Origin of the sequence: Nocardia sp. BMG111209 (genome assembly GCF_000381925.1) — a bacterium.
Taxonomy (GTDB): domain Bacteria; phylum Actinomycetota; class Actinomycetes; order Mycobacteriales; family Mycobacteriaceae; genus Nocardia.
Genome location: NZ_KB907307.1, coordinates 3,661,689 through 3,684,605 on the forward strand (window position 1 = coordinate 3,661,689; position 22,917 = coordinate 3,684,605).

The 22,917-nt window shown below is 70.5% G+C and carries 21 protein-coding genes; all 21 read right to left on the reverse strand.

Features of this window, described 5'->3' with window-relative positions:
* Window positions 1-139: 139 nt before the first annotated feature.
* Window positions 140-337, reverse strand: a complete 198-nt coding sequence (locus G361_RS0116850) for a hypothetical protein (protein ID WP_026343124.1) — start codon at window positions 335-337, stop codon at window positions 140-142.
* A gap of 111 nt (window positions 338-448) precedes the next feature.
* Window positions 449-1,285 carry a DivIVA domain-containing protein gene (locus G361_RS0116855; RefSeq protein WP_019928271.1) on the reverse strand — a complete coding sequence of 279 codons (837 nt, stop codon included), beginning with the start codon at window positions 1,283-1,285 and terminating at the stop codon, window positions 449-451.
* Window positions 1,286-1,359: 74 nt separating this feature from the next.
* Window positions 1,360-1,662, reverse strand: a complete 303-nt coding sequence (locus G361_RS0116860; protein ID WP_019928272.1) for a YggT family protein — start codon at window positions 1,660-1,662, stop codon at window positions 1,360-1,362.
* A 152-nt stretch (window positions 1,663-1,814) separates the two neighbouring features.
* Complete coding sequence (locus tag G361_RS0116865; protein WP_019928273.1) at window positions 1,815-2,624, reverse strand: cell division protein SepF; 810 nt, start codon at window positions 2,622-2,624, stop codon at window positions 1,815-1,817.
* A 105-nt stretch (window positions 2,625-2,729) separates the two neighbouring features.
* On the reverse strand, window positions 2,730-3,503 hold the full coding sequence (locus G361_RS0116870; RefSeq protein WP_019928274.1) for a YggS family pyridoxal phosphate-dependent enzyme: 774 nt from the start codon (window positions 3,501-3,503) through the stop codon (window positions 2,730-2,732).
* The gene (gene pgeF, locus G361_RS0116875) at window positions 3,500-4,264 is read right to left on the reverse strand and encodes a peptidoglycan editing factor PgeF (RefSeq protein WP_052172818.1); all 765 of its coding nucleotides are present in this window, start codon (window positions 4,262-4,264) and stop codon (window positions 3,500-3,502) included. Before pgeF ends, G361_RS0116870 begins: the two co-directional genes overlap by 4 nt.
* Window positions 4,265-4,534: 270 nt before the next feature.
* Complete coding sequence (gene ftsZ / locus G361_RS0116880; protein ID WP_019928276.1) at window positions 4,535-5,773, reverse strand: cell division protein FtsZ; 1,239 nt, start codon at window positions 5,771-5,773, stop codon at window positions 4,535-4,537.
* Window positions 5,774-6,128: 355 nt separating this feature from the next.
* The gene (locus G361_RS0116885) at window positions 6,129-6,989 is read right to left on the reverse strand and encodes an FtsQ-type POTRA domain-containing protein (protein ID WP_019928277.1); all 861 of its coding nucleotides are present in this window, start codon (window positions 6,987-6,989) and stop codon (window positions 6,129-6,131) included.
* Entirely contained in the window at window positions 6,986-8,422 is a 1,437-nt protein-coding gene (gene murC, locus G361_RS0116890; RefSeq protein ID WP_052172819.1) for a UDP-N-acetylmuramate--L-alanine ligase, read from the reverse strand. Before murC ends, G361_RS0116885 begins: the two co-directional genes overlap by 4 nt.
* Window positions 8,423-8,547: 125 nt before the next feature.
* Entirely contained in the window at window positions 8,548-9,768 is a 1,221-nt protein-coding gene (gene murG / locus G361_RS0116895) for an undecaprenyldiphospho-muramoylpentapeptide beta-N-acetylglucosaminyltransferase (protein ID WP_196814493.1), read from the reverse strand.
* On the reverse strand, window positions 9,714-11,210 hold the full coding sequence (ftsW, locus tag G361_RS0116900) for a putative lipid II flippase FtsW (RefSeq protein WP_019928280.1): 1,497 nt from the start codon (window positions 11,208-11,210) through the stop codon (window positions 9,714-9,716). The genes murG and ftsW overlap by 55 nt, the downstream gene beginning before the upstream one ends.
* Complete coding sequence (gene murD / locus G361_RS0116905) at window positions 11,207-12,628, reverse strand: UDP-N-acetylmuramoyl-L-alanine--D-glutamate ligase (protein WP_019928281.1); 1,422 nt, start codon at window positions 12,626-12,628, stop codon at window positions 11,207-11,209. Before murD ends, ftsW begins: the two co-directional genes overlap by 4 nt.
* Before the next feature lie 49 nt (window positions 12,629-12,677).
* A complete protein-coding gene (gene mraY / locus G361_RS0116910; RefSeq protein ID WP_019928282.1) occupies window positions 12,678-13,754 on the reverse strand; it encodes a phospho-N-acetylmuramoyl-pentapeptide-transferase in 1,077 nt (358 codons plus the stop codon).
* Window positions 13,751-15,295 carry a UDP-N-acetylmuramoyl-tripeptide--D-alanyl-D-alanine ligase gene (gene murF / locus G361_RS0116915; RefSeq protein WP_019928283.1) on the reverse strand — a complete coding sequence of 515 codons (1,545 nt, stop codon included), beginning with the start codon at window positions 15,293-15,295 and terminating at the stop codon, window positions 13,751-13,753. Before murF ends, mraY begins: the two co-directional genes overlap by 4 nt.
* The gene (locus G361_RS0116920; protein WP_036494136.1) at window positions 15,292-16,887 is read right to left on the reverse strand and encodes a UDP-N-acetylmuramoyl-L-alanyl-D-glutamate--2,6-diaminopimelate ligase; all 1,596 of its coding nucleotides are present in this window, start codon (window positions 16,885-16,887) and stop codon (window positions 15,292-15,294) included. Before G361_RS0116920 ends, murF begins: the two co-directional genes overlap by 4 nt.
* Window positions 16,888-17,041: 154 nt before the next feature.
* Window positions 17,042-18,949: a penicillin-binding protein 2 gene (locus G361_RS0116925; RefSeq protein ID WP_081635406.1), complete on the reverse strand. Its 1,908-nt coding sequence runs from the start codon at window positions 18,947-18,949 to the stop codon at window positions 17,042-17,044.
* Window positions 18,946-19,806 carry a hypothetical protein gene (locus G361_RS0116930; RefSeq protein ID WP_019928286.1) on the reverse strand — a complete coding sequence of 287 codons (861 nt, stop codon included), beginning with the start codon at window positions 19,804-19,806 and terminating at the stop codon, window positions 18,946-18,948. The genes G361_RS0116925 and G361_RS0116930 overlap by 4 nt, the downstream gene beginning before the upstream one ends.
* The gene (gene rsmH / locus G361_RS0116935) at window positions 19,803-20,843 is read right to left on the reverse strand and encodes a 16S rRNA (cytosine(1402)-N(4))-methyltransferase RsmH (RefSeq protein ID WP_019928287.1); all 1,041 of its coding nucleotides are present in this window, start codon (window positions 20,841-20,843) and stop codon (window positions 19,803-19,805) included. The genes G361_RS0116930 and rsmH overlap by 4 nt, the downstream gene beginning before the upstream one ends.
* 150 nt (window positions 20,844-20,993) lie before the next feature.
* Window positions 20,994-21,425, reverse strand: coding sequence for a division/cell wall cluster transcriptional repressor MraZ (gene mraZ / locus G361_RS0116940; RefSeq protein WP_019928288.1), 432 nt, complete (start codon window positions 21,423-21,425; stop codon window positions 20,994-20,996).
* 427 nt (window positions 21,426-21,852) lie between these two features.
* Window positions 21,853-22,272 (reverse strand): DUF3040 domain-containing protein, encoded by a 420-nt coding sequence (locus tag G361_RS0116945; protein WP_026343131.1) that lies wholly within the window; start codon window positions 22,270-22,272, stop codon window positions 21,853-21,855.
* Window positions 22,273-22,397: 125 nt separating this feature from the next.
* Entirely contained in the window at window positions 22,398-22,838 is a 441-nt protein-coding gene (locus G361_RS0116950; protein WP_052172674.1) for an SAV_6107 family HEPN domain-containing protein, read from the reverse strand.
* Window positions 22,839-22,917 lie beyond the last annotated feature (79 nt).

The window sequence follows — 22,917 nt, forward strand, 5'->3', positions numbered from 1 at the left end:
CGGGTCACCGTTCTTCCGAAGGCTCCCCGGTGATGGCCGGATCTCCGCCGTTACTTCCGAACAATTTCTGGTTTGATTGTAGCCACCGCGGGCAACCCATTTGTCGGGCCGGGTCACCGGTCAGGGGCCGAGCGCGAGGTCAGCGCTTGGCATGCCGGCCGGGTCCGATCGCGGAATCGTCGGTCTCGCGCGTCGACAGCGCACTGACCAGCAGCAGTACGGCGCCGGCCACACAGACGACGATGCAACCCCACGCCCACACCACCGAACCGGTGGTCAGCGCGGTCACCAGCAGCGCGAAACCGATCGCGGCCAGTACGAGCGTCAGAACGAGCATGGTCACCCCCTAGGCGGGCCTCGGCGTCGGGCCGAGGACGATCGACCATGGCACTCTCCCGCCTCCCGCCGGGGAGGGGTCCCGTCGGGAAGGGCAGAGCCCGTACCGATTCTACTTGCCGCCCTTGCCGAATCCGGCCGAAGCGTGGCTGCTGCCCATGCCGTCGAATGCGTCGCCGCCGTCGACCGGCACCGCCGAGCCGCGATTCTCCAGCTCCTCGAGCTGCGACTCCAGGTAGGACTTCAGCCGCACCCGGTACTCCCGCTCGAAGGTCTTGAGCTGCTCGATGCGGCTCTCCAGCACGCTGCGCTGCTGGGTGATGGTGGCCATGATCTCGGTGTGCTTGCGCTCGGCGTCGGCCTGCAACGTATCGGCCTTCTCCTTGGCCTGCCGCAACTGGCTGTCCGATCGGTTCTGCGCGTCCGACAGCAGCGCCTCGGCCTTCTGCCGGGCCTCACCGACCATCGCGTCGGAACGGGTGCGGGCCTCGCCGACCAGGCGCTCGGAATTGGCCCGCGCGTTGGCCAGCAGCTGCTCGGCCTCGGTCTTGGCATCGCTGGTGAGCCGGTCCGCCATCTCCTGGGCGAGACTCAGCACCTTGGCGGCCTGGAGGTTGGCATCCGCGCCGCCCACATCCTTGGGCACCGGGGGCGGTGCCATCGGCATGGGGGCCGGCTGCGGGACGGGGACCGGTTTGGGCGGCTCCGGCTGGGGGGGAACCGGCTTCACCGCCTGCGGCGCCGGACGCGGGGCCTTCTTGGCCTCGGACAGCTCGGCATCCAACTCGGCAACCCGCTGGCGCAGGTCCGCGTTTTCTTCGATGAGACGTGAGAGCTCCTGCTCGACCAGATCGAGGAAGGCGTCGACCTCGTCCTCGTTGTAGCCGCGCTTCCCGATCGGCGGTTTGCTGAACGCGACGTTGTGCACATCGGCTGGGGTCAGCGGCATGGACGGATCCCTTCACGCTTCGTACGGAGATCTAGCGGTTAGATCTAGCAAGCTTTTCCTCACTGCCCATTCTGTCACACCGGGGCTACCGGCTGCCCGAGCCTGCTGGTGATCGACATCAGGATGAAGACAATGAATATCAGGACCATAATCGAGAGATCCAGGCGAATTCCTCCCAAGTTGACTGGCGGTATCAACCGCCTCAGGAGTTTCACCGGAGGGTCCGTGATGGAGAAGACGACCTCCAGGACGACCGCCACGACGCCACGCGGATGCCAGTCGCGCGCGAAGCTACGGATGAACTCGACGACGATTCGGCCGATCAGCAGCAGCCAGAAGAAGAAGAGTACGTAGTACAGCACCAGGAACAGGGCCACAGGGTCCACTCTGCCTCAGATTCGGTGTCCTGCAAACTCCCCGCGCCGCGACCGGGCGCGCCACGGCCGCTCGCGGGGCCGCCTGCGGGCCGGTCGGCGCAGGTGAACCCCCGGAACCTGGCGGCCCCGGGGGTCGTGCCCGACCTGTGGAATTACTTCTGGTTGTAGAACCCGGTCTCGGCGATGCGGCGGCGCTCCTCGGCCGATACGTCGACGTCCGCCGGTGAGAGCAGGAACACCTTGGTGGCCACCTTGTCGAAGGAGCCGCGCAGGGCGAACGCCAGACCCGCGGCGAAGTCGACCAGGCGCCGGGCGTCGGCGTTGGACATCTCCACCAGGTCCATGATCACCGGGGTGCCGTCGCGGAAGCGTTCACCGATGATGGCGGCCTCGGCGTACGTGCGCGGACGCAGGGTCGTGATCTTGGACAAGGGCCCACCCTCCTCGGCGAACGCGGGAGTGCGCCGCGGCGCCGGCTCGTAGCGGGCGCGCTCCTCCAGTCGCCGTTCTTCCAACCGGCGCTCGGCCTCGGGATCGACCGCCAGGGCGCCGTGCGTGGTGCCCCGCACCACCGGCGCGCTGCCGCCCGGCCGATCGGCGGGCCGGCTCGGGCGCGCGGACGGTACGGCCTCGACCCGCGCCGGGCGCCGGGTCGCGTCGTACCGGTCGCTCGGGTACGGATCGTCGCCGAACTCCCGGCGCGCGCCGGTGTAGCCGGGCTGATACGAGTCCTGATAGGCGGATTCGGTGTAGCCGGGCTCGTCCGCGTAGCGGCCGGGCCGGCCGGCGCCCTCGTACCGGGGTTCGCCGTATTCGCGAACCCGCCGCGGACCACGGTCGTCGGCACTGCGCGGACCACGCTCGTCGACGCTACGCGGTGCGCGGTCGTCGACGTAATCGTCTTCGTATTCCTCGAGCGGAACCATGCCGAAGTACGCCTTGAACCTGTGCAGCGTGCTCATCCTGGTCGACCTTCCTCCGGCCCCCGGCTGCCTGGGGTGTTGAAGTCCTGCGCAATACTCGCCAGTCCCAGCATATGTTTCGAATGTGACTGATGAGGTTGTTTGCTACTGCGAGGTTATCGGTCGACTGCCCATGAGGGCAGTACCGACACGCACGCAGGTCGAGCCGTGCGCTATCGCGGTCTCGAGATCTCCCGACATCCCGGCCGACAACTCGGCCGCTCCGGGATGAGCATCCAGTAGTCGCGCGTGGATCCCGGCCAGCCGGGCGAACGCCGCCGCCGGGTCGGTATCCAACGGCGGAATCGCCATCAGGCCTGCCAGCTGCAGGTTCTCGGCCCGCTCGACCAGATCGGCGAGGGCCGCCAGATCGGCCGGGGCGACGCCGCCGCGGCCCGGGTCGCGGTCCAGGCTCACTTGCAGCAACACCGCCAGCGGACCGTCGCGGTGACCTGTGTCACGGGCCACCGAAACCCCCTGGTCGAGTGCGGTTGCCAACCGTTCGCTGTCGACCGAGTGCGCCACTGCCGCCCAGCGCGCGACCGATTTCGCCTTGTTGCGCTGCAAACGGCCGATCATGTGCCATCGGATCGGTGAAAGACCGCTCAGTCCGTCCGCTTTGCCGGCGGCCTCCTGTTCCCGTGATTCGCCGAATTCCCGGCGGCCCAGGTGATAGAGGATTTCGATATCGGAGGCCGGAAAGAATTTCGTGACGGGAAGTAATTTCACCGTCGCCGGATCGCGTCCGGCGGCCCGGCAGGCCGCGGCGATACGGTCCAGCAACCCGGTCAGGGCCGCGCTGAGCTCGGCGGTACGCGCCGGAACCGGTGCGGCGGCAACGGGTCCCCGGGCCGCGGCCGGCTCCGGTCCGGTGGTCATAGCGACGACTCCCCCGCAGTGACGTATTCCATCCAGACGACACCGGCGATGCGGCCGGTCGGTGCGCCGCGGCGATGGCTGAACAACGTCGCGTCCTCGATGGTGCAGCGCGGGTCGACCGCGATCGCGCCGACGCCGGCCTGTTCCAGTTGCCGCCGGATACCCGCGCGCAGGTCCAGGCCGGGGGTGCCCTTCGCGGTGGTGGTCGCGCTGCCGGGCAGATGCGCCTCGACGTCGGCGCGCATGGCGGCGGGCACCTCGTACTGCCGGCCGCTGGCGGCCGGGCCCAGGAAGGCGCCGATCCGCTCCGGTTTCGCGCCGACCGATCGCATCGCCGCCAGCACCCGCGGCACGATACCGATCCGCGCGCCCACCCGGCCCGCGTGCACGGCCGCGATCACCCCGGCCTCGTCGTCGGACAGCAGCAGCGGGACGCAGTCGGCGCTGAGCACCACCAGTGCCAGTTCGGGCACCGTGGTCACGAGTGCGTCGGTGACCGGGACCGCCTCGGACCGCGGGCCGTCGACGATCTCCACGCCGCGGCCGTGCACCTGTTCCATCCACACCAGCCGGTCCGGGGTCAGGCCGATACCCTCGGCCAGGCGGATCCGGTTGCGGCGCACGGCCTCCGGGTCGTCGCCGACGTGATCACCCAGATTGAACGAGCCGTACGGGGCGGCGGAGAAGCCCCCGGCTCGGGTGGTGGTCACCCGGCGGGTGCGGACCGGCCGGTCCGCACGCTCGCCCGTTCGGTCGTGCACGTCGACGCCTCCGGATTCGGTCACAGGTCCACCCCGAGGGCGGCTCGGTGGGACGTTCGGCGGGGAAGCACCCCGGTGCCATCGAAATCTGTCGACTGGGACATACCCACTGTGTACCAGCAAGCACACAGCACCGCACCCACCGATCGTGACCTCGCACACCTTTCCGCGAGACCCGCCGGCGGCGGGCCGCGCCGGACGCGAAATCCGGTCGGCCACACATGGATACGCCCGCGCGGACCTGCCGCGCGGGCGTCGATTCGGCCGGACTCAGCGCCGCATGAAGGAGGGGACGTCGACGTCGTCGTCGGAATCCTCGTCCGGGGGCTGGATGTGCGAGCGCGAATTCTGCGCGACCGTGGGATCGGCGCCCGTGCGCGGGGTTTCGTACGACGGGGCCGGGCCGCGGGTGATGCCCGGCGCGGGCGCGGCCGCCGGGGTCACCGCCGGAGCCGGTGCGGGCGCGGCGGATTCGATGCCGCGCTGCTGACTCTGGCCGACCTCGCCGGCGCGACCGGCGGTGAAGGTACTGCGCGTGACGGTCTCGACCCGGCGGGACGGGCCGGAGCCGTCGAAGCCGGCCGCGATCACGGTGACCCGCACCTCGTCGCCGAGCGAATCGTCGATCACGGTACCGAAGATGATGTTGGCCTCGATGTGCGCGGCCTCCTGCACCAGCGAGGCCGCCTCGTTGATCTCGAACAGGCCGAGATCCGAACCGCCCGCGATAGACAGCAGCACGCCGTGGGCGCCGTCCATGGACGCCTCCAGCAGCGGCGAATTGATCGCCGCCTCGGCCGCTTTCACCGCCCGGCCGTCGCCACGGGAGGAACCGATACCCATGAGGGCCGAGCCCGCGCCGGACATGACGCTCTTGACGTCGGCGAAGTCGACGTTGATCAGGCCCGGGGTGGTGATCAGGTCGGTGATGCCCTGAACACCGTTGAGCAGCACCTCGTCCGCGGAACGGAAGGCGTCCATCAGGCTGACCTGGGCGTCGCCGAGCTGCAGCAGCCGATCGTTCGGGATGACGATGAGCGTGTCGCAGGACTCGCGCAGCGCCTGGATACCGGCCTCGGCCTGGTTGCTGCGGCGCTTGCCCTCGAACGAGAACGGCCGGGTCACCACGCCGATGGTCAGCGCGCCCAGCTTGCGGGCGATGCTGGCCACCACGGGGGCGCCACCGGTACCCGTACCACCGCCCTCACCGGCGGTGACGAAGACCATGTCGGCGCCCTTGAGCACCTCTTCGATCTCGTCCTTGTGGTCCTCGGCGGCCTTGCGCCCGACCTCCGGGTCGGCGCCGGCACCGAGGCCGCGGGTGAGTTCCCGTCCCACGTCGAGCTTGACGTCCGCATCACTCATGAGCAGCGCCTGCGCGTCCGTGTTGACCGCGATGAATTCGACTCCCTTGAGTCCCTGCTCGATCATCCGGTTGACGGCGTTCACGCCGCCGCCGCCGATACCGACGACCTTGATCACAGCAAGGTAGTTGTGCGGGGGCGTCATGGGCTCTCGCCTTCCTTCGATCTCAAGCCTGTCGTTTTCGGATGCTCGGCACACGCCGACCACTTGGACGACTCGGCTGGTCCACCGGGGGTAGCCCCCCGGGCAAACCCTAAACCTCAACCATAGGGTTAGCGTTATGTCAAGTATGTGACTGGTGCGGAACGCTATTCGCACCGGTCGCAATCCGCGCGCAGGCGCGCCGAGACGAGGTCAGAATCTTGTGCGATTCATATCTCGTCAGAGCCCGCCCCGCATCGTATCGCGAACGGCCGTTCACGGCACGGTGAATCGGCCTTCCGGACGCCCCGCCGGGATCGGGTCCTCAGCGAAAACTCCGAAGGCACAACGGGTATCACTACCTTACCGTCACCAGATCCGGGCTGGATACATCGAACAGCGTGCCGGGCCGGGACAGGATCGGGAGCACCACCGCCGCCTTGCGCGTGGAATCGGCGGGGCCGCCCCACAACACGATGCGGCCGTCGCGCAGGGTGAGCGATACATCCGAAACCGACCGCGCGACAACCTCTCCCACCTGCTCCCGCAGTTCCGGCGGGGTGGCGTCGAGCACCTCGACCGCCGCCCTGGTAACCGGATCGCTACCGCCGGGATGGTCGGTGGTGAGCTTGGGCAGCGTGGCCGGCGCCTCCTCGATGGCGAATTCGACGCTGTCGCTGTCGATCAGATGCGATCCGTCCGGACCGTCGAAGTACAGCGCGGGCATCCGCTCGGCGACGGTCACCCGGACCGTCGACGGGAACACCCGCTGCACCCGCGCCGAACGCACCCGCGGCAGCGCCGCCACCCGGGCGGCCATCGCATCGGTATCGATGCGGAGCATGGATCGGCCCTTCGGTACCGCCAGCGCCGCGTGAATCTGCTGCTCGGACAACGCCGACAGGCCCTCGATGCGGATCGTCCGGACCGCCAGCGCGGGCGAGAACCAGGCGACCCCGGCGAGCAGGATCAGCACCCCGAACACCGGGAGCACCCGCACGGCCAGCCGCCCCGCCGGCGAATCGGCCAGACCGCGCCACCCGGCATCCCCCGGCCCTCCGGGCTCGGACGCCTCGAACTCGAGCGTGTCCGCCGCGGACCGTGATCCCGGCCGCGGCGCGGATCCGGCCGCGGTACGGCTCGCCGATGCCGTTGCGGCACGCCCGGATCCGGCGTCGGCGCCCGGCGCGGTGTCCGGGTCGTCGAGGCCGCCGGTCATCGACCGGACGACGGGCGCACCCGCAGGCCGTCGAGGATCTGACTGCCGAGCATGGTGACATCGCCCGCGCCCATGGTGATCACGACATCGCCGGGGCGGGCCAGATTCGCCGTCTGCCTGCCGACACGTGACATATCGGGTTGGTAGTGCACGGGCCGGGTGACCGACTGGGCCACCAGCGCACCGCTCACTCCGGGCAGCGGTTCCTCCCGGGCGCCGTACACGTCGAGCACCACGACCTCGTCGGCCAGATCCAGGGCGGCGCCGAAGTCGGCCGCGAATGTCGCGGTGCGACTGTAGAGATGGGGCTGGAACACCACGATGACCCGGCCCGGCCGGGAACGCGCGCCGTCGGCGGCCTCCTGCCGGACCAGTTCCCCCGCGGCGCCGAGGACCGCGCGCACCTCGGTCGGATGGTGGGCGTAGTCGTCGAAGACCCGCACCCCGTTCTCCCGGCCGACGAACTGGAACCGCCGGTGCACGCCGCCGAAACCCTCCAGGCCCTGCAGCACCTCGGCGAGTTCGGCGCCCGCGTCGCGGGCGGCCAGCAGCGCACCGAGCGCGTTGAGCGCCATGTGCCGGCCCGGTACCGACAAACGCAGTGTGCGTGGGGCGGATTCGTCGGCCAGTTGCACCGTGGCGACGCCGCCGACATCGCGCGGCTCCCAGTTGAGCAGCCGCACCCCCACCGGCACCGGTGCGTCGGCGAGTTCGCCGGAACCGTAGCCGAGCACCCGGATGTCGAGATCGTCTCGGGCGGTGACCCGTTCGGCCAGACCGCGCGCACCCGGATCGTCCAGGCACACCACCAGCAGGCCGCCCGGCCGCAGCCGCGCGACGAAATCGTCGAAGACCCGGACGTACGCCTCCAGCGTGCCGAAGTAGTCCAGATGGTCGGACTCGATGTTGGTGACCACCGCGACATCCGGCTCGTATTGCAGCAGTGAGCCGTCCGACTCGTCGGCCTCGGCGACGAAGATGCCGCCGGTGCCGTGGTGCGCGTTGGTGCCCGCCTCGTTGAGCTCGCCGCCGACCGCGAAGGACGGGTCGAAACCGCAGTGCTGCAACGAGACCACCAGCATCGAGGTGGTGGAGGTCTTGCCGTGCGTACCCGACACCAGCAGGGTGTGGTGCCCGCGCATCAGCTCGGCCAGCACGGTGGGCCGCAGCAATACCGGCACGCCGCGCCGATTCGCCTCCACCAGTTCGGGATTGGTCTTCGGGATGGCGGCGTAGGTGGTGACCACCGCGGTCGGGCCGCCGGGCAGCAGGTCGAGCGCGTTGGCGTCGTGCCCGATGCGCACCGCCGCGCCGCGGGCCCGCAGCGCCAGCACGCCGCGGCTCTCCTTGGCGTCCGAACCGGATACCGCGCCACCGCGGGCCAGCAGGATGCGCGCGATACCGGACATGCCGGCACCGCCGATGCCGACCATGTGCACCCGGCGCAGCAGCTCGGGTAACTCGGTCTCCTCCCGGACCCGCGCGGGGCGGTCCGTGGTCGCGTTCCGCGCCGGGTCGCCCACGCCCGGGTTGTCGTCGGTCGTCCTGTCCGTTTCCGTCACCGGCCGATCACCTCCACCACGATTCGTGCCACCTCGTCGGCGGCATCCCGATGCCCGGCCCCCGCGGCGGCCACGGCCATACCGGACAGCCGGACCGGATCGCCGAGCACCGGGACCACCTCGTCGATCACGTACTTCGGCGTCAGTTCCGCGTCGGGAACGATTCTGCCACCGCCCAGTGACACGATCGGGCGCGCGTTGAGCTCCTGCTCCCCGTTGCCGTGCGGCAGCGGGACATAGAACGCGGGCAGCCCGACCGCCGACACCTCGGCCACGGTCATCGCACCCGATCGGCACACCGCCGCGTCCGCCGCGGCGTAGGCCAGATCCATCCGGGACAGATACGGGACCGCGACATATTTCGCGGGGAGGTCCGGATCCACGCCGGAGATGTCGAGGGTGTTCTTGGGGCCGTGCGCGTGCAGCACCGAGACACCCGCCGCGGTGAGCTGCGCGGCCGCACCCGAGACCGCCTCGTTCAGCGAGCGCGCGCCCTGGGAACCGCCGAACACCAGCAGCACCGGGCCCGCGGCGGGCAGCCCGAAGTGCGCGCGGGCCTCGGCCCGCAGCCCCGGCCGGTCCAGCGTCGAGATGGACTGCCGCACCGGGATGCCGACGATCTCGGCCTCCGCTCGTCCCCGGCCGTCACCTGTGGGCCGCCCGCGGCCGTGGACTCCCGATCCCGGCACCGCCGCCAGTACCCGGGTGGCGAACCGCGCGCCGATCTTGTTGGCGATCCCGGCCTTGGCATTCGCCTCGTGCACCACGATCGGCACCCGGCGGCGGCCGCGCAGGCCGCGACCGGCCGCGAGGTAGGCGGGCAGCGCCACATAACCGCCGAAGCCGACGATCACGTCGGCCTCCACCGCATCGATGATCGCGCGGGTGCGGGCCACCGACGCCCGGATCCGGCCCGGCAGGCGCAGCAGGTCGGCGGTCGGCTTGCGCGGCAACGGAACCGGCGGGATCAGCTCCAGCGGATATCCGCGTTCCGGCACCAGCCTGGTCTCCAGCCCGCGTTCGGTACCCAGCGCGGTGATCCGGATCGCCGGATCCCGGCGCCGCAGCGCGTCGGCGACGGCCATGGCGGGCTCGATATGCCCCGCCGTCCCGCCACCGGCCACGATCACCGACAGCGGTCGTTCCACGGCCATCGACTCGGTCACCTCGGTTTGCCCCTGTCTCGTGCGTGTGTCGTCGGATAGCTCGGCTCCCACGCCCGGGTCGACCGCCACGACCGGCTGCCGCGAGGCTGGTTGCCCGCCCGGCGCGAGGAGTCCGAATCCACCGAGCGGCGGGCCGGCCGGCCCGAACCGCCGCGCCGGCCCCGGGCCGATTCACCGCGGGGAGCCGGCTGGGTCTTCTTCTTCGGCGCGGCCTTCGCGGCCGCGCGCGGGCGCGGCGCGGTGTACAGCTCGGGCTTGGGCAGCCGCAGCAGGCGGCTGAACCGGCCGTCCTGACCGCCGTGCAGCGCCACCACCGCCTCCGGCTCGTGCCGGGCCGCGTTGGCGATCAGCCCGAACATCAGCAGCGTGATCGCCAGCGAGGAACCGCCCGCCGACACCAGTGGCAGCTGCAGGCCGGTGACCGGCAGCAGGCCCACCACATAACCGATGTTGATCAGCGCCTGACCGGTGATCCAGGTGGTCGCGGTCGCGGTGAGCAACCGCAGGAACGGATCCACCGAGCGGCTCGCGATCCGCAGGCCGGTGTAGACGAACAGGGCGAACAGCCCGAGCACCAAGGCACAGCCCAGGAAGCCCAGCTCCTCGCCGATGATCGCGAAGATGAAGTCGTTGTGCGCGTTGGGCAGATAGCTCCACTTGGCCCGGCTCTGCCCCAGACCGCGGCCCCAGATGCCGCCGTCGGCCAGGGAGAACAACGCCTGCCGCGCCTGATAGTTGATGCCCTGCGGATCGTCGCCGGGATTGAAGAAGGCGCGCATGCGATTGGACCGATAACCGGCGGACAGCGCCAGCACGCCCGCGGCGACCAGGCCCGATACCGAGATCGTCACGAACAGCCGGACCGGCAGCCCGCCGAACCACAGCAGCGCCGCCAGGATCAGGCCCAGCGCGATGGTCGTGGACAGGTTGGGCTGCAACACCACCAGCAGGCACACCAGCAGGCCCGCGGGTACCAGCGGCACCATCACGTCCTTGTAGGTCGCGCGCGAGCCGACCAGCGCGCGCCGGGCCACCAGCAGATGCGCGCCCCAGACGATGAGCGTCACCTTGACGATCTCCGACGGCTGGATCGACAGCGGCCCGATCACGAACCAGCGCCGCGAACCCTGCACCGACGAACCGATTCCCGGGATCAGCACCAGCACCAGCGCCAGCACCGACAGCGCGAAGATCGGGAACGACAACTGCCGCAGCCGCCACAGCGGCACCCGCAGCGCCAGATAGAACAGCACCGCGCCGACCGTCGCGAACATCGCCTGCTGCACGAACAGCGAATAGGCCGAACCGTCGGCGGCGTACGCCTCGACGCTCGACGCCGACAGCACCATCACCAGGCCCAGCAGTGTCAGCAGGGTGGCGATGGTGACGATCAGATGGAAGGAGGCGAGCGGGCGGGCGAGCCAGGCGCCGAACCAGGTGGCACCCGCGGCCTTGTGCCCGGTGCCGGTCGTCGCGGCGCCCGCCTCGCTCATTGCGGGCTCCCGATATCTCCCTCGTCGAGCGCCTGCACCGCCGCGACGAAACTGCGGCCGCGATGGGTGTAGTCGGCGAACATGTCCAGCGAGGCGGCGGCCGGCGCGAGCAGCACCGTATCGCCGCGTCCGGCGTAGCGGGCGGCGATCCGCACCGCGCGCGCCATCACCGCGTCCACACCCATACCGGCATCGTCGTCCGGATCGAGCACCACCACGGGGACATCGGGGGCGTGTCGCGTCATCGCCTCCGCGATCGTGTGCGCGTCGAGACCGAACAGCACCGCCGCGACGAGCCGATCGGCCACCTCCTCGACCAGATCCTCGACGTGCGCGCCCTTGAGCTGACCGCCGGCGAGCCAGACCACCTGCGGGTGGGCCAGGATCGACGAGCGGGCCGCGTGCGGATTGGTGGCCTTCGAATCGTCGACGAATTCGACGCCGCCGACCTCCCGGACGAACGCCGCCCGGTGCGGGCCGACCTTGTGCTCCTGCAACCCCTCCTTGACGAATTGCGGCGCCACATCGATGGATCGGGTCAGCGCGGCGGCGGCCAGCGCGTCCGCGACCCCGGCGGGACCCGGCGGGCTGATGTCGCCGACCTCGGCGAGGATCGCGGCCTTGGTGAAGGCTCGGTCCAGCAGTTTGCCGTCGACCACACCCAGCTCACCGTCGGCCGGTACGCCGATCCGGAAGCCGACCGTGCGGCGGGCCCGGGACTTGCGGGCCAGCGCGCCCGCGACCGGATCGTCCAGGCCGACGACGCCGACCCGGCCGGTCAGCGCGCGGGCCTTGGCCGCGGCGTAGGCGTCCAGGCCGCCGTGCCAGTCGAGATGGTCCTCGGCGACGTTGAGCACCACGCCCGCCTCCGGGCGGACCGAAGGGGCCCAGTGCAATTGGAAGGAGGACAGCTCCACCGCGAGCACCTGCGGGCCCGGCGTGCGCCGCAGCGCGTCCAGGATCGGCAGTCCGATGTTGCCGCAGGCGACGCTGGGGACGCCGGCGGCCCGCAGGATCGCGTGCGTCATCTGGGTGGTGGTGGTCTTGCCGTTGGTGCCGGTGATGACCAGCCATTTGCGCACCGGCCCGTACAGCCGGGCCTGATCGACCCACCAGGCGAATTCGACGTCGCCCCAGACCGGGATGCCCTCGGTCACGGCCGAGACCAGCACCGGTGAGTCGGGCCGCCAGCCGGGACTGGTGATGACCAGCGCGAACCGGCCCAGTGCGCCGGGTAGCGTGAGCTCCTCGCCGGGCGCGGTCGCGAGGCCGAGTTCGGCGGCCTCGGCCAGCGCCTTCTCCCCGGCGTCGGTGACCACCGGGCGGGCGCCGATATCGTGCAGCGGCTCGATCAGCGACCGGCCCGACACGCCCCAACCGGCCACCAGAACGTCTCTGCCACGCAGAAATTCGAGCATGGGGCCAGGTGAGCGCAGGGCCCGCGGAGTGTGTTCGACCATATGCCTGTTACCCGACCTGAGAGAGGTATTCGCTGTAGAACAAGCCCAGTCCGACCGCGGCCGCGATGCCCGCCAGCAACCAGAACCGAATGATCACCGTAGTCTCTGCCCATTTGGACAGTTCGAAGTGGTGGTGGAACGGCGCCATCTTGAACAATCGGTTGCGCGTCGTCTTGAAGACCACGATCTGCAACACCACCGAGGCCGCCTCGGCGACGTACAGCGCGCCGATGACCACCATCAGCAGTTCGGTGCGGGTGGTGATGGACAGCCCGGCCAGCAGGCCGCCGAGCGCCAGCGAACCCGTGTCGCCCATGAAGATCTTCGCGGGAGCCGCGTTCCACCACAGGAATCCGATACAGGCCGCCGCACCCGCCGCACAGACCAGGGCCAGGTCCAGCGGGTCGCGCACGTTGTAGCAGCCGGGCTCCACCTTGACCTCGCAGGCGTGGTAGTACTGCCAGAAGCTGATCACCACATAGGAACCCAGCACCAGGCTCATCGAGCCGGCCGCGAGGCCGTCCAGGCCGTCGGTGAGATTCACCGCGTTCGACCAGGCGACCACGACCAGGCAGACGAAGGCCAGGAAGACGATCACGCTCATCGACACCGTGTTGATGTCGCGCACGTAGGACAGATGCCGGCTGGCCGGGGTCCGGCCGCCCGAGCCCACGCTGTGCAGCGCCAGCACACCGAACACGATGGCGGAACCCAGTTGGCCGATGTACTTCCCGGCCGCGGTCAGGCCCAGATTGCGCTGCTTGCGCAGCTTGATGAAGTCGTCCAGGAAGCCGACCGCACCGAGCGCGGTGGACAGTCCCAGCACCAGCAGGCCCGAGGCGGTCGGGCCCTCGGCCCGGTATCCGATGCCGATCAGGTGCGAACCGAGGTAACCGGCCCACATGCCGAGCATGATCGCGACGCCACCCATGGTGGGCGTGCCGCGCTTGGCCTTGTGGCTCTCCGGACCGTCGATCCGGATCTCCTGGCCGAAGCCGCGCCGCGCGAACATGCGAATCAGCAACGGCGTCAACAGGATCGACACCGTCAGCGCGATCGCCGCGGCGAACAGAATCTGCCTCATCGGGCGGCCTCCGTAGTCGACTGCGACGCGAGCGGCGGGCCCGGCTGCGACGCGCCCGGCCCGGCGGCGACGAGATGTTCGGCCACCTTCCACAACCCGGCGGAGTTCGACGCCTTGACCAGCACCACGTCACCGGCCGCGACCTCGGCGTCGAGCAGTTCGAGCGCCGAGTCGATATCGGGTACCAGCACGGACTCCTCGCCCCACGAACCTTCCTGTACCGCGCCCTGATGCAGCGCGCGCGCCGGTCGGTCGGTGCCGACCACGATCAGCCGGTCCACGTCCAGCCGCACCACGAGCCGGCCGATCCGGTCGTGCTCGATCACGGCATCGTCGCCCAGTTCGGCCATCTCGCCGAGCACCGCCCAGCTGCGGCGCGGTTGCCCGTCGGGCGTGTCGCCGGTCCGGGACATCGTGACCAGCGCCTTCAATGCCGCCCGGACCGAATCCGGATTGGCGTTGTAGGCGTCGTTGACGACGGTCACGCCGTCGGCGCGGGTGCGCACGTCCATGCGATGGGCCGAGACGGCGCGCGCCTCGGACAGCGCCGCGGCCACCGTCGCGAGGTCGGCGCCACACTCCAGCGCCACCGCCGCGGCGGACAGCGCGTTGCCCACCTGATGCTCGCCGTGCACGCCCAGCCGCACCTCGATACGGTCATCCCCGGTGTGCAGCGTGAACCGGGCCCGCGCGGCCTCGTCGAGACGCACGTCGGTGGCCCGCACGTCCGCGCCGGTCGACTGCCCGACCGACACCACGCGGGCGGCGGTCCGGCTCGACATCGCGATCACATTCGGGTCGTCGGCGTTGAGCACCGCGACCCCGGACGACGGCAGCGCCTCGACCAGTTCGCCCTTCGCCTGGGCGATGGCCGCGCGGCCGCCGAACTCACCGAGGTGCGCGGTGCCGACGTTGAGCACGACCCCGATACTCGGCGGGGCGATCTCGGTGAGGGCCTTGATGTGCCCGTGCCCGCGCGCGGACAGTTCCAGGACCAGGAAGCGGGTGCCGGCGTCCGCGCGCAGCACCGTCCACGGATGTCCGAGTTCGTTGTTGAAGGATCCGGGCGGGGCGACCACCGGTCCCAGCGGCGAGAGCACATGGGCCAGAAGGTCTTTGGTGGAGGTCTTACCGGAGGATCCGGTGACGCCGACCACGGTCAGCCCGCCGGCCGCGACCAGCCGGTCCACGTTGGCGCGGGCCAGGGCGGCCAGCGCGGCCAGCACCGCCGCACCGGAACCGCCGACGTCGTGCGCGAGCGCCAGCGCCCGGCCGGACTGCCCGGCCGACGGCTCGACGACGATGGCCGGCACGCCGACCGGACGGGAGGCCAGCACGGCCACCGCCCCGGCGGCCACCGCGGCCGCCGCGAAATCGTGCCCGTCGACATGTTCGCCGGGCAGGGCCAGGAACAGGTCGCCGGGACTGATGCGGCGCGAGTCGAATTCGACCGCGCCGGTTACCGTCACCGCGGGATCGGGAACGTCGTGCAGTGTTCCGCCGACGACCTCCGCGACCTCCCGCAGAGTCATTTCGATCATGAAGCTGTCTGGTCCTTCGTCTTCCGATGCAGGGCCGCCGCCACTACCTCGCGGTCGTCGAACGGATACTTCACACCGGCGATCTCCTGCCCTGTCTCATGGCCCTTGCCCGCCACCAGCACGATGTCGCCGGGCCGGGCCCAGTCGACGGCGGCGGTTATCGCCGCGGCGCGGTCGCCGATCTCGGCCACCTCGCCGCGTTCGGATTCCGCGATCCCCAGCGCGCCCGCGCGGACCGCGGCCCGGATCTCCGCCGGATCCTCGCTGCGCGGATTGTCGTCGGTGATGATCAGCAGTTCGGCGCCGCGCGCGGCGGTGGCGCCCATCAGCGGACGCTTACCGGCATCGCGGTCGCCGCCGGCGCCGACCACCACGGCCAGCCTGCCGCCGGTCTGCTTCGCATACTCCCGCAGCGTCGCGATCACGGATTCGACCGCGGCCGGCTTGTGCGCGTAGTCGACCACGGCCAGGAAGTCCTGACCGGCGTCGACCCGCTGCATCCGGCCGGGCACGTCCACCTCGGCCAGCGCCGCGGCGGCCACCGTGGCATCGATACCCGCGGTCGCGCACACGGCCACCGCCAGCAGCGCGTTCGCCACGTTGTATCGGCCCGGAAGCCGAAGTCGCACATCGGTTTTCACGCCGAGGCCGGCGATGGTGAACTCCTGGCCGCCGCCGCGCACGGTGGTGGCGCCGACCAGGGTCCAATCGGGTTCGGCCTCACCGGTGGGGCTCTGCTGGGTCGCCGTCGTCACGACCGTGGTGCGGCCGCCGACCTCGCGGACCAGCCGCCGGCCCCAGGCGTCGTCGACGCAGACCACGCAGGTGCGCGCGGCGGTCGGCGATTCGGGCTCGAACAGCCGGCGCTTGGCGGCGAAGTAGTCCTCGAAATCGGCGTGGAAGTCCAGGTGATCCTGCGACAGGTTGGTGAACGCGCCGACCTCGAATTCGACCCCGTCGACGCGGCCCAGCACCAGCGCGTGGCTGGACACCTCCATGACCACCGCCTGCACCCCGCGCTCGACCATGAGCGCGAACATGGCGTGCAGCTGCGGCGCCTCCGGCGTGGTCAGCGCGCTCGGCACCCGCTGCCCGTCGATGCGGGTCTCGATGGTGCCGATGAGCGCGGTCCGCAGGCCGGCCGCGGCCAGGCCCGCCTCCACCAGATACGAGGTGGTGGTCTTGCCCGAGGTGCCGGTGATGCCGATGATCTGCAACCGCCGCGACGGGTGGCCGTAGATGGCGGCGGACAGCCCGCCGAGCACCGCGCGCGGATCGTCGTGCACCAGCACGGGAACGTCCACCGCGCCGATCAGTTCGGCCCCGGCCGGATCGGTCAGCACCGCCACCGCACCGGCGGCGATCGCATCGGGTGCGAAGCGGGCCCCGTGCGCCTGCGCCCCGGCCAGCCCGGCGAACAGATCGCCCGGCCGCACCGCCTGGGAGCGCTGCTCGACACCGGTGACGACGACCCGCGCCAGCCGGTCCGGATCGCCGCTGTAGCGGGCTCTGGCCAGGTCGGCGACCGCGCGCAACGCCGTCGACGGCGGCACGGCCGGGCGCAGCGCCTGCGGGCTGGGCGGCACGGGCACGTGGCTCCTCTCGATCGGGTGATGGGTCTGGTGGTGCTATCTCACAACGGACGGAATCGGATCGACGAGTCAGGTTACCGACGATCGATCACGGTCGGGCAACGCGGCCGCCGAATCGCCGCACCGCCGCGCTGCGGGCCCATCCCCGCGAAGGCTACATGGCCTGTAGGACAAGCTGTTTCACCGGTTCCGTGGACGGCGGGATGCGGTCACGCTGCAACACCCAGGAGGCGATGTTGTGGAACAGCGGCGCCGCCGACTGCCCGCCGCTGCCGTCGGAGCTGCGGATCGGCGCGTCCAGCATGATGCCCACGACGTAGCGCGGCTGATCGGCCGGCGCGATTCCCGCGAACGTGATCCAGTAGCGATCGTTGGAATAGCACTTGCAGTGCTGATCGATCTGTTGCGCGGTCCCGGTCTTCCCGGCGATCTGATAGCCCTCCACGGCGCCGGACGGACCGGTGCCCTGCTGGTACCCCATCGGATCGCGCTGCACCACGGCCTCGAACATCTGCCGCAGGGTGCGCGCGGTGTCCACGCTCACCACCCGGGTGCCCGCCGGCGCCGGTTCCTCGGTGCGGGAGCCGTCCGGCCCGACCCGGGCCCGCACGATGCGCGGCGGCACCCGCACACCGTCGTTGGCGATCGCCTGGTACATCCCGGTCATCTGCAACAGGGTCATCGAAAGACCCTGGCCGATCGGCAGGTTGGCGAAGGTGGAACCGGACCACTGGTCGCGCGCGGGCACGATGCCGGCGCTCTCACCCGGCAGGCCGACGCCGGTGCGCTGGCCGAGGCCGAAGCGCTTGAGCATATCGGCGTAGCGGTCCTCGCGGACCCGCTGCGCCAGCATCAGGGTGCCGACGTTGGACGACTTGCCGAAGATGCCCGTGGTGGTGAACGGCGTGACCCCGTGCTGCCAGGCGTCGGCGACGGTGACACCGCCCATATCGATACTGCCCGGCACCTCGAACACCTCGTCCGGGGTGGTGAGCCCGTACTCGATGGCGGCGGCCGCGGTCACGATCTTGTTCACCGAGCCGGGCTCGAAACCGTCGGTCACCGCGGGATTGCCCATATTCGACGAACCCCAGTACTGCGCGTTCAGGCTCGGATTGAAGGTGCTGTCGTTGGCCATCGCGAGCACCTGCCCGGTGTGCGCGTCGAGCACGACCGCCGACGCGTCCTGCGCGCCGGACATCTCCTTGGCCTGCTGGATCTGCTGCTGCACGTAGTACTGCAGATCCGAGTCGAGGGTCAGCTCCACACCGTTGCCGTTGACCGCGGGCTGGCGGTCGCGCTCGCTGCCGGGAATGATCGCGCCGTCGGACCCCTGGTCGTAGGTGTGCGAACCGTCGGTGCCGGCCAGCACCGCGTCCAGCGACGACTCCAGGCCGATCTGCCCGTGCCCGTCCCAGCCGGTGGCGCCGAGCACGTTCGCGGCCAGCGAACCACCCGGATAGATGCGGGTGTCCTGCCGGTCGCCGCCCACCTCCGCGAACTGGTCGGTGATCTCGGTGGCCACCCGGGCATCGACGTTGCGGGCCAGATAGGTGAAGGTGTCGTCGCTGCGCAGTTTCGCCAGCAGATCGTTCTCCGACGGGCCGTCCGGGCCCAGCCGCTGCCGGATGCCCTTGGCGATTACCTGCAACCGCTGATCCGGTTCGGGCGCCTTGGGATTCTTCGCGTGCGCGGCGGCCAGCTGTTTGCGGACCGTCACCGGCTGGAAGGTCAGCGATTTCGTGGTGATCGTGAACGCGAGCGACTTGCCGTACCGATCCGTGATCGGCCCGCGCAGCGCGTAGTCCGGGGTGTTGACGATGCGCTGGCTGGCGGCCTCCGCCGACAGCTTCGGCGCGGACACCGTCTGGATCCAGAGCAGCTGCACCGCGACCATCAGCAGTGCGATCAGCATGATGATCCGGCCCACTCCGAACCGGAGCCGCAGCGACGAATCAGCTGCGGCTCCGGATCGGGAGGTGGACTTGCGCGGCCGGCCCGGCCGCCGCACCCGAGCCGGAGCCCGGCCGCGGGGCTGCTGGGCCCGGCCGCCGGGACTCATCGCACGGCCCCGTCGGCAGCCGGAACCGTCACCAGCTGGTTCGGGGTGACCGGACCGGGCACCGCCTGGGCCGCCTGCGGGGCCACCGCGTGCGCGGCGGGCGAGGCGACGGCATTGGGCACACCCGGCGTCGGCGCCGCCTGCACGCTGGTGGCCGAGCGCGGCGGGCTGACCGGGACGACCCGTTCGCCCTGGGCCTGAGCCAGTTTCGGCGGCGCGGCGGCCGGCGCGGTCGGCGACACGTTCAGCGGCGGCACCGGGCCACCCTGCTGCGGTATCTCCTTACCGATCACGGTGACGCTGCCGTCCGGCGCCACCACCAGGCGCACCGGATCCTTGGCCGGGATCATGCCCAGTTCGCGGGCGCGGTCGGCCAGCGCGGGGGCCGAATCGTCCTTGGCCACCTCGCGTTGCAGCGCCGCCTGCTCGTCGGCGAGTTCGCGGTTGGTGCGGCGGGCATCGCCGAGTTGGTAGCTGTCCTCCGCGGCCCGGGTGGTCAGCAGCAGCGTCGCCGCCAGACCACAGCCGAGCATGGCGAGGATCGCCGTCACGAACGGGATGCGGCCCGACATCACCGACCCGGTCCGGGCCGGCAGCGGGGGCAGCTTCTCCCGGCTGGTGGTGCGGTTGCGCCGCCGCTCGTAGGCCCGTTCGGCCGCACCGGACTTCTCCCGGTCGGCCGCCACGCGCCGCGGACCCACCGGAGTGTCCGGCGATACCGCCGGCAGCCCGGTCACCGGCTTCGGCATCGCCGGATGCGGTACTCGATTCGGAGCCTGCTTCGGATTCTGACCCGACGCCTGCTTCGATGCCGCGGTTCGCCGCTTCGGTGCGTCCACCCGTGTCCGCACGCTCATCGTCTCGCCTCCCCTGACCTGTTCGGATGACTGTCGCCCCGACCCGTACCGTCCGTGATCCGTTCCGCCGCTCGCATCCGGACCGGTGCGGCGCGCGGATTCTCCTCGATCTCGTCCGGCGTGGCTTTCTCCGCGCCCCGGGTCAGCACCCGGAACGCCGGTCCCATACCCGGCAACTCCATGGGCAGGTCGACCGGGGTCCGGGAGGCGGACTCCTGCGCGAACAGCTGCTTGACCAGCTTGTCCTCCAGGGACTGGTACGACATGACGACGATGCGCCCGCCGATCTCCAGCGCGTCCAGGGCCGCCGGCAGCGCGGCCTCGAGCGATTCCAGCTCCCGGTTCACCTCGACGCGCAGCGCCTGGAACGTGCGCTTGGCGGGATGACCACCGGTGCGGCGGGTGGCCGCGGGAATGGCGTCGTAGAGCACCTCGACCAGCTGCGCGCTGGTCGTGAACGGTTGCCGTGTCCGGCGTTTCACGACCTCCGAGGCGATCCGCCCGGCGAACCGCTCCTCGCCGTAGACCTTCAGCACCCGGGCCAGATCGCCGTGGGTGTAGGTGTTGAGCACATCGGCGGCGGTGGGCCCGGTGCTGGGATCCATCCGCATGTCCAGCGGCGCGTCGACCGAATAGGCGAACCCGCGGTCGGCCTCGTCGAGTTGCATGGACGACACACCCAGGTCCATCAGGATCGCGCGCACCGAGCGCCGGGCGGGCCTGCCGGCCTGCGCCAGCGCGTCGGGGATACCGTCGTATCGGGTGTGTACCAGCGTGATCCGGTCCGCGAACGGCTGCAGGCGGTCCGCGGCGAGGCGCAGCGCCTCGGTGTCGCGATCCAGCCCGACCAGGTGGATCCCGGGGTAGGTACGCAGGAAATGTTCGGCGTGCCCGCCCAATCCGAGCGTGGCATCGATCAGGACACCACCCGGCCCGGGCATGTCTCCGCCGCCGGATTCCAGTGCGGGACCGAGGATTTCATCGGCTCGGCGGAGCAGCACCGGAACATGGCGGGAGCTGGTGTTCTCACGGTTCACCTCGACCTCCCGGGATCCTGCCTCACGATGGTGCGCGCGTCGGTGACCGATGCCCCCTGGTCTCTGACCGAGCGACGGCACCTGGCGTTGGGGAAGTACGTCAGGGTCCGCCGTCGGGCAGAGGCCGCAGGGCATCCGCCTCGCGCGGGGCTAGAAGATTCCGCCCAGCGACTCGTCTCCGGCCTGCGAGTAGTCCTCCTCGTGTTCGGCGAGGTAGGACTCCCAGGCCTGCTTGTCCCAAATCTCGAGGAAGTCGACCGAGCCGATCACCACGCAATCCTTCGAAAGATTCGCGTAGCGACGGTGTTCCGCCGACAACACGATCCGGCCCTGCGCATCCGGACGCTGCTCGTCCGTGGAGGCCGCGAGTGCCCGGACGAACGCCCGCGCCTGCGGATTGCTTCGCGACGCCTCGGCGGCCCGCCGCGCCAGCGCGGTGAACTCGTCCTTGGGGTACACGGCAAGGCTGTGGTCCTGGCCCTTCGTGACCATCAACCCTCCCGCCAGCTCGTCGCGAAACTTCGCAGGCAACGTCAGTCGCCCTTTGTCGTCCAGCCGAGGCATGTAGGTACCGAGAAACACGTCTCGACACCTCCCGCTCGATCACCTCGGCCTGGTCGGTCTTCGTCAGTGCGGGCTCCACATTACCCCACTTTCCCCCACTTTCAATCGAAAGCGTCGCCGATCCGGGTCCCGGCGACACGAATCTCGCAGGTCATGTCAGCTATCACCGGGGTGGGGAGGTTTCTGCGAGTTCCCGCGACACGCGGCCATGACACGGCCACGGCCCCGACAACCAGCAGCAATCCCCCCGGTGGGTGGCTGTGGTGGGGCGGAGTGGGGAGTGGTGGCGGGCGGGCCCGCGAGGGGCTGCCGAGTGTCCGGACACACAAAAGCGACACGCCGCGCATGGCACGGCGTGTCGCTTGTGGCTCAGTCGATTTCCGGTGGTGTCACGGCGCGGTCGCCGCGGCTCCCACCTCGCCCGGGCCGGAGCCCGGGCACGGATTCAGTTGTCCTGTTCGAAGCGGCGACGGAAGCGGTCCTCCATCCGGGCGGAGAATCCGCCCGACTTGCGCTGCTTACCGCGGCCGCCGGCGGGACCCGTGCCGGGTTGTGCGTCACCACCACGACGGCCGACGCCCGGGATACCGGAGCCGCCCATCAACAGCAGGACGCCCGCACCGAACATCACGATGAACCCGAGCAGGCTGATCACGGGAAAGCCGCCCGGCTTGACGGGCAGAGCGATTCCCGCGACGAGTAGGACCAGGCCGAGGACGAAGAGCGCCGCCGCCTGAAGTCTGCGTCTACCGGTGGCCGAACGGAGCCGCCCGCCTCGGACGGTGGATGCGAACTTGGGGTCCTCAGCATAGAGCGCGCTCTCGATTTGTTCGAGCATGCGCTGCTCGTGCTCGGAGAGTGGCACGGTACCTCCCCCGGCACTAGGTAGTGGTTGTCGTCTCCGGGTAGACGACAGATAGCCGACCTTGGCGGCTATCTGTCACCAATGATACGAGTTCGATCAGTGCACTACCACCTAGTCTCACATCTTCAAGCGGTACCGTCCGCAAGCCATTCCGTGGCGGGTCGCAAGCGGGCCGCCGCGTTGATCAAATCTGCCACGTCGTGCAGGAAGGCGCCGACCCTCGATGCGAACTCATCGGCACGTGCCGTGTCGACGGGTCTGTCCAGGCCCGCTTCCAGCGCGGCCCGGGTTTCGGAGTGCGAACTGAAGTAGTCCGCCCACATCACGAATTCCGGTGCGGCCTGCTGCATCAGCACCCAGGCGTTACGGGACCGTGCCCGGGGCGCGCGGTCGGCCCCCGTGAGCGCGAGCACCGCACCCGCGCCGCGCAGCGCGGCGAGATACGCGGTGCGGAACCGCTCCCGGGGATCGGGCTCGGCCCCGGCCTGCAGCAGGAGCCCGTCCGCACGATCCAGTAACCCACCTGCGCGCCCGGAGTAAGCCGGGCGCTCCACTCGACCTGCCATTGCCGTTCCTCCAGCCCATCTCCTGCCCGTCGGCCGCGCGACCCTCCGTGCCAGGGCTTTTCCCGGCGTGTCCGGCGAA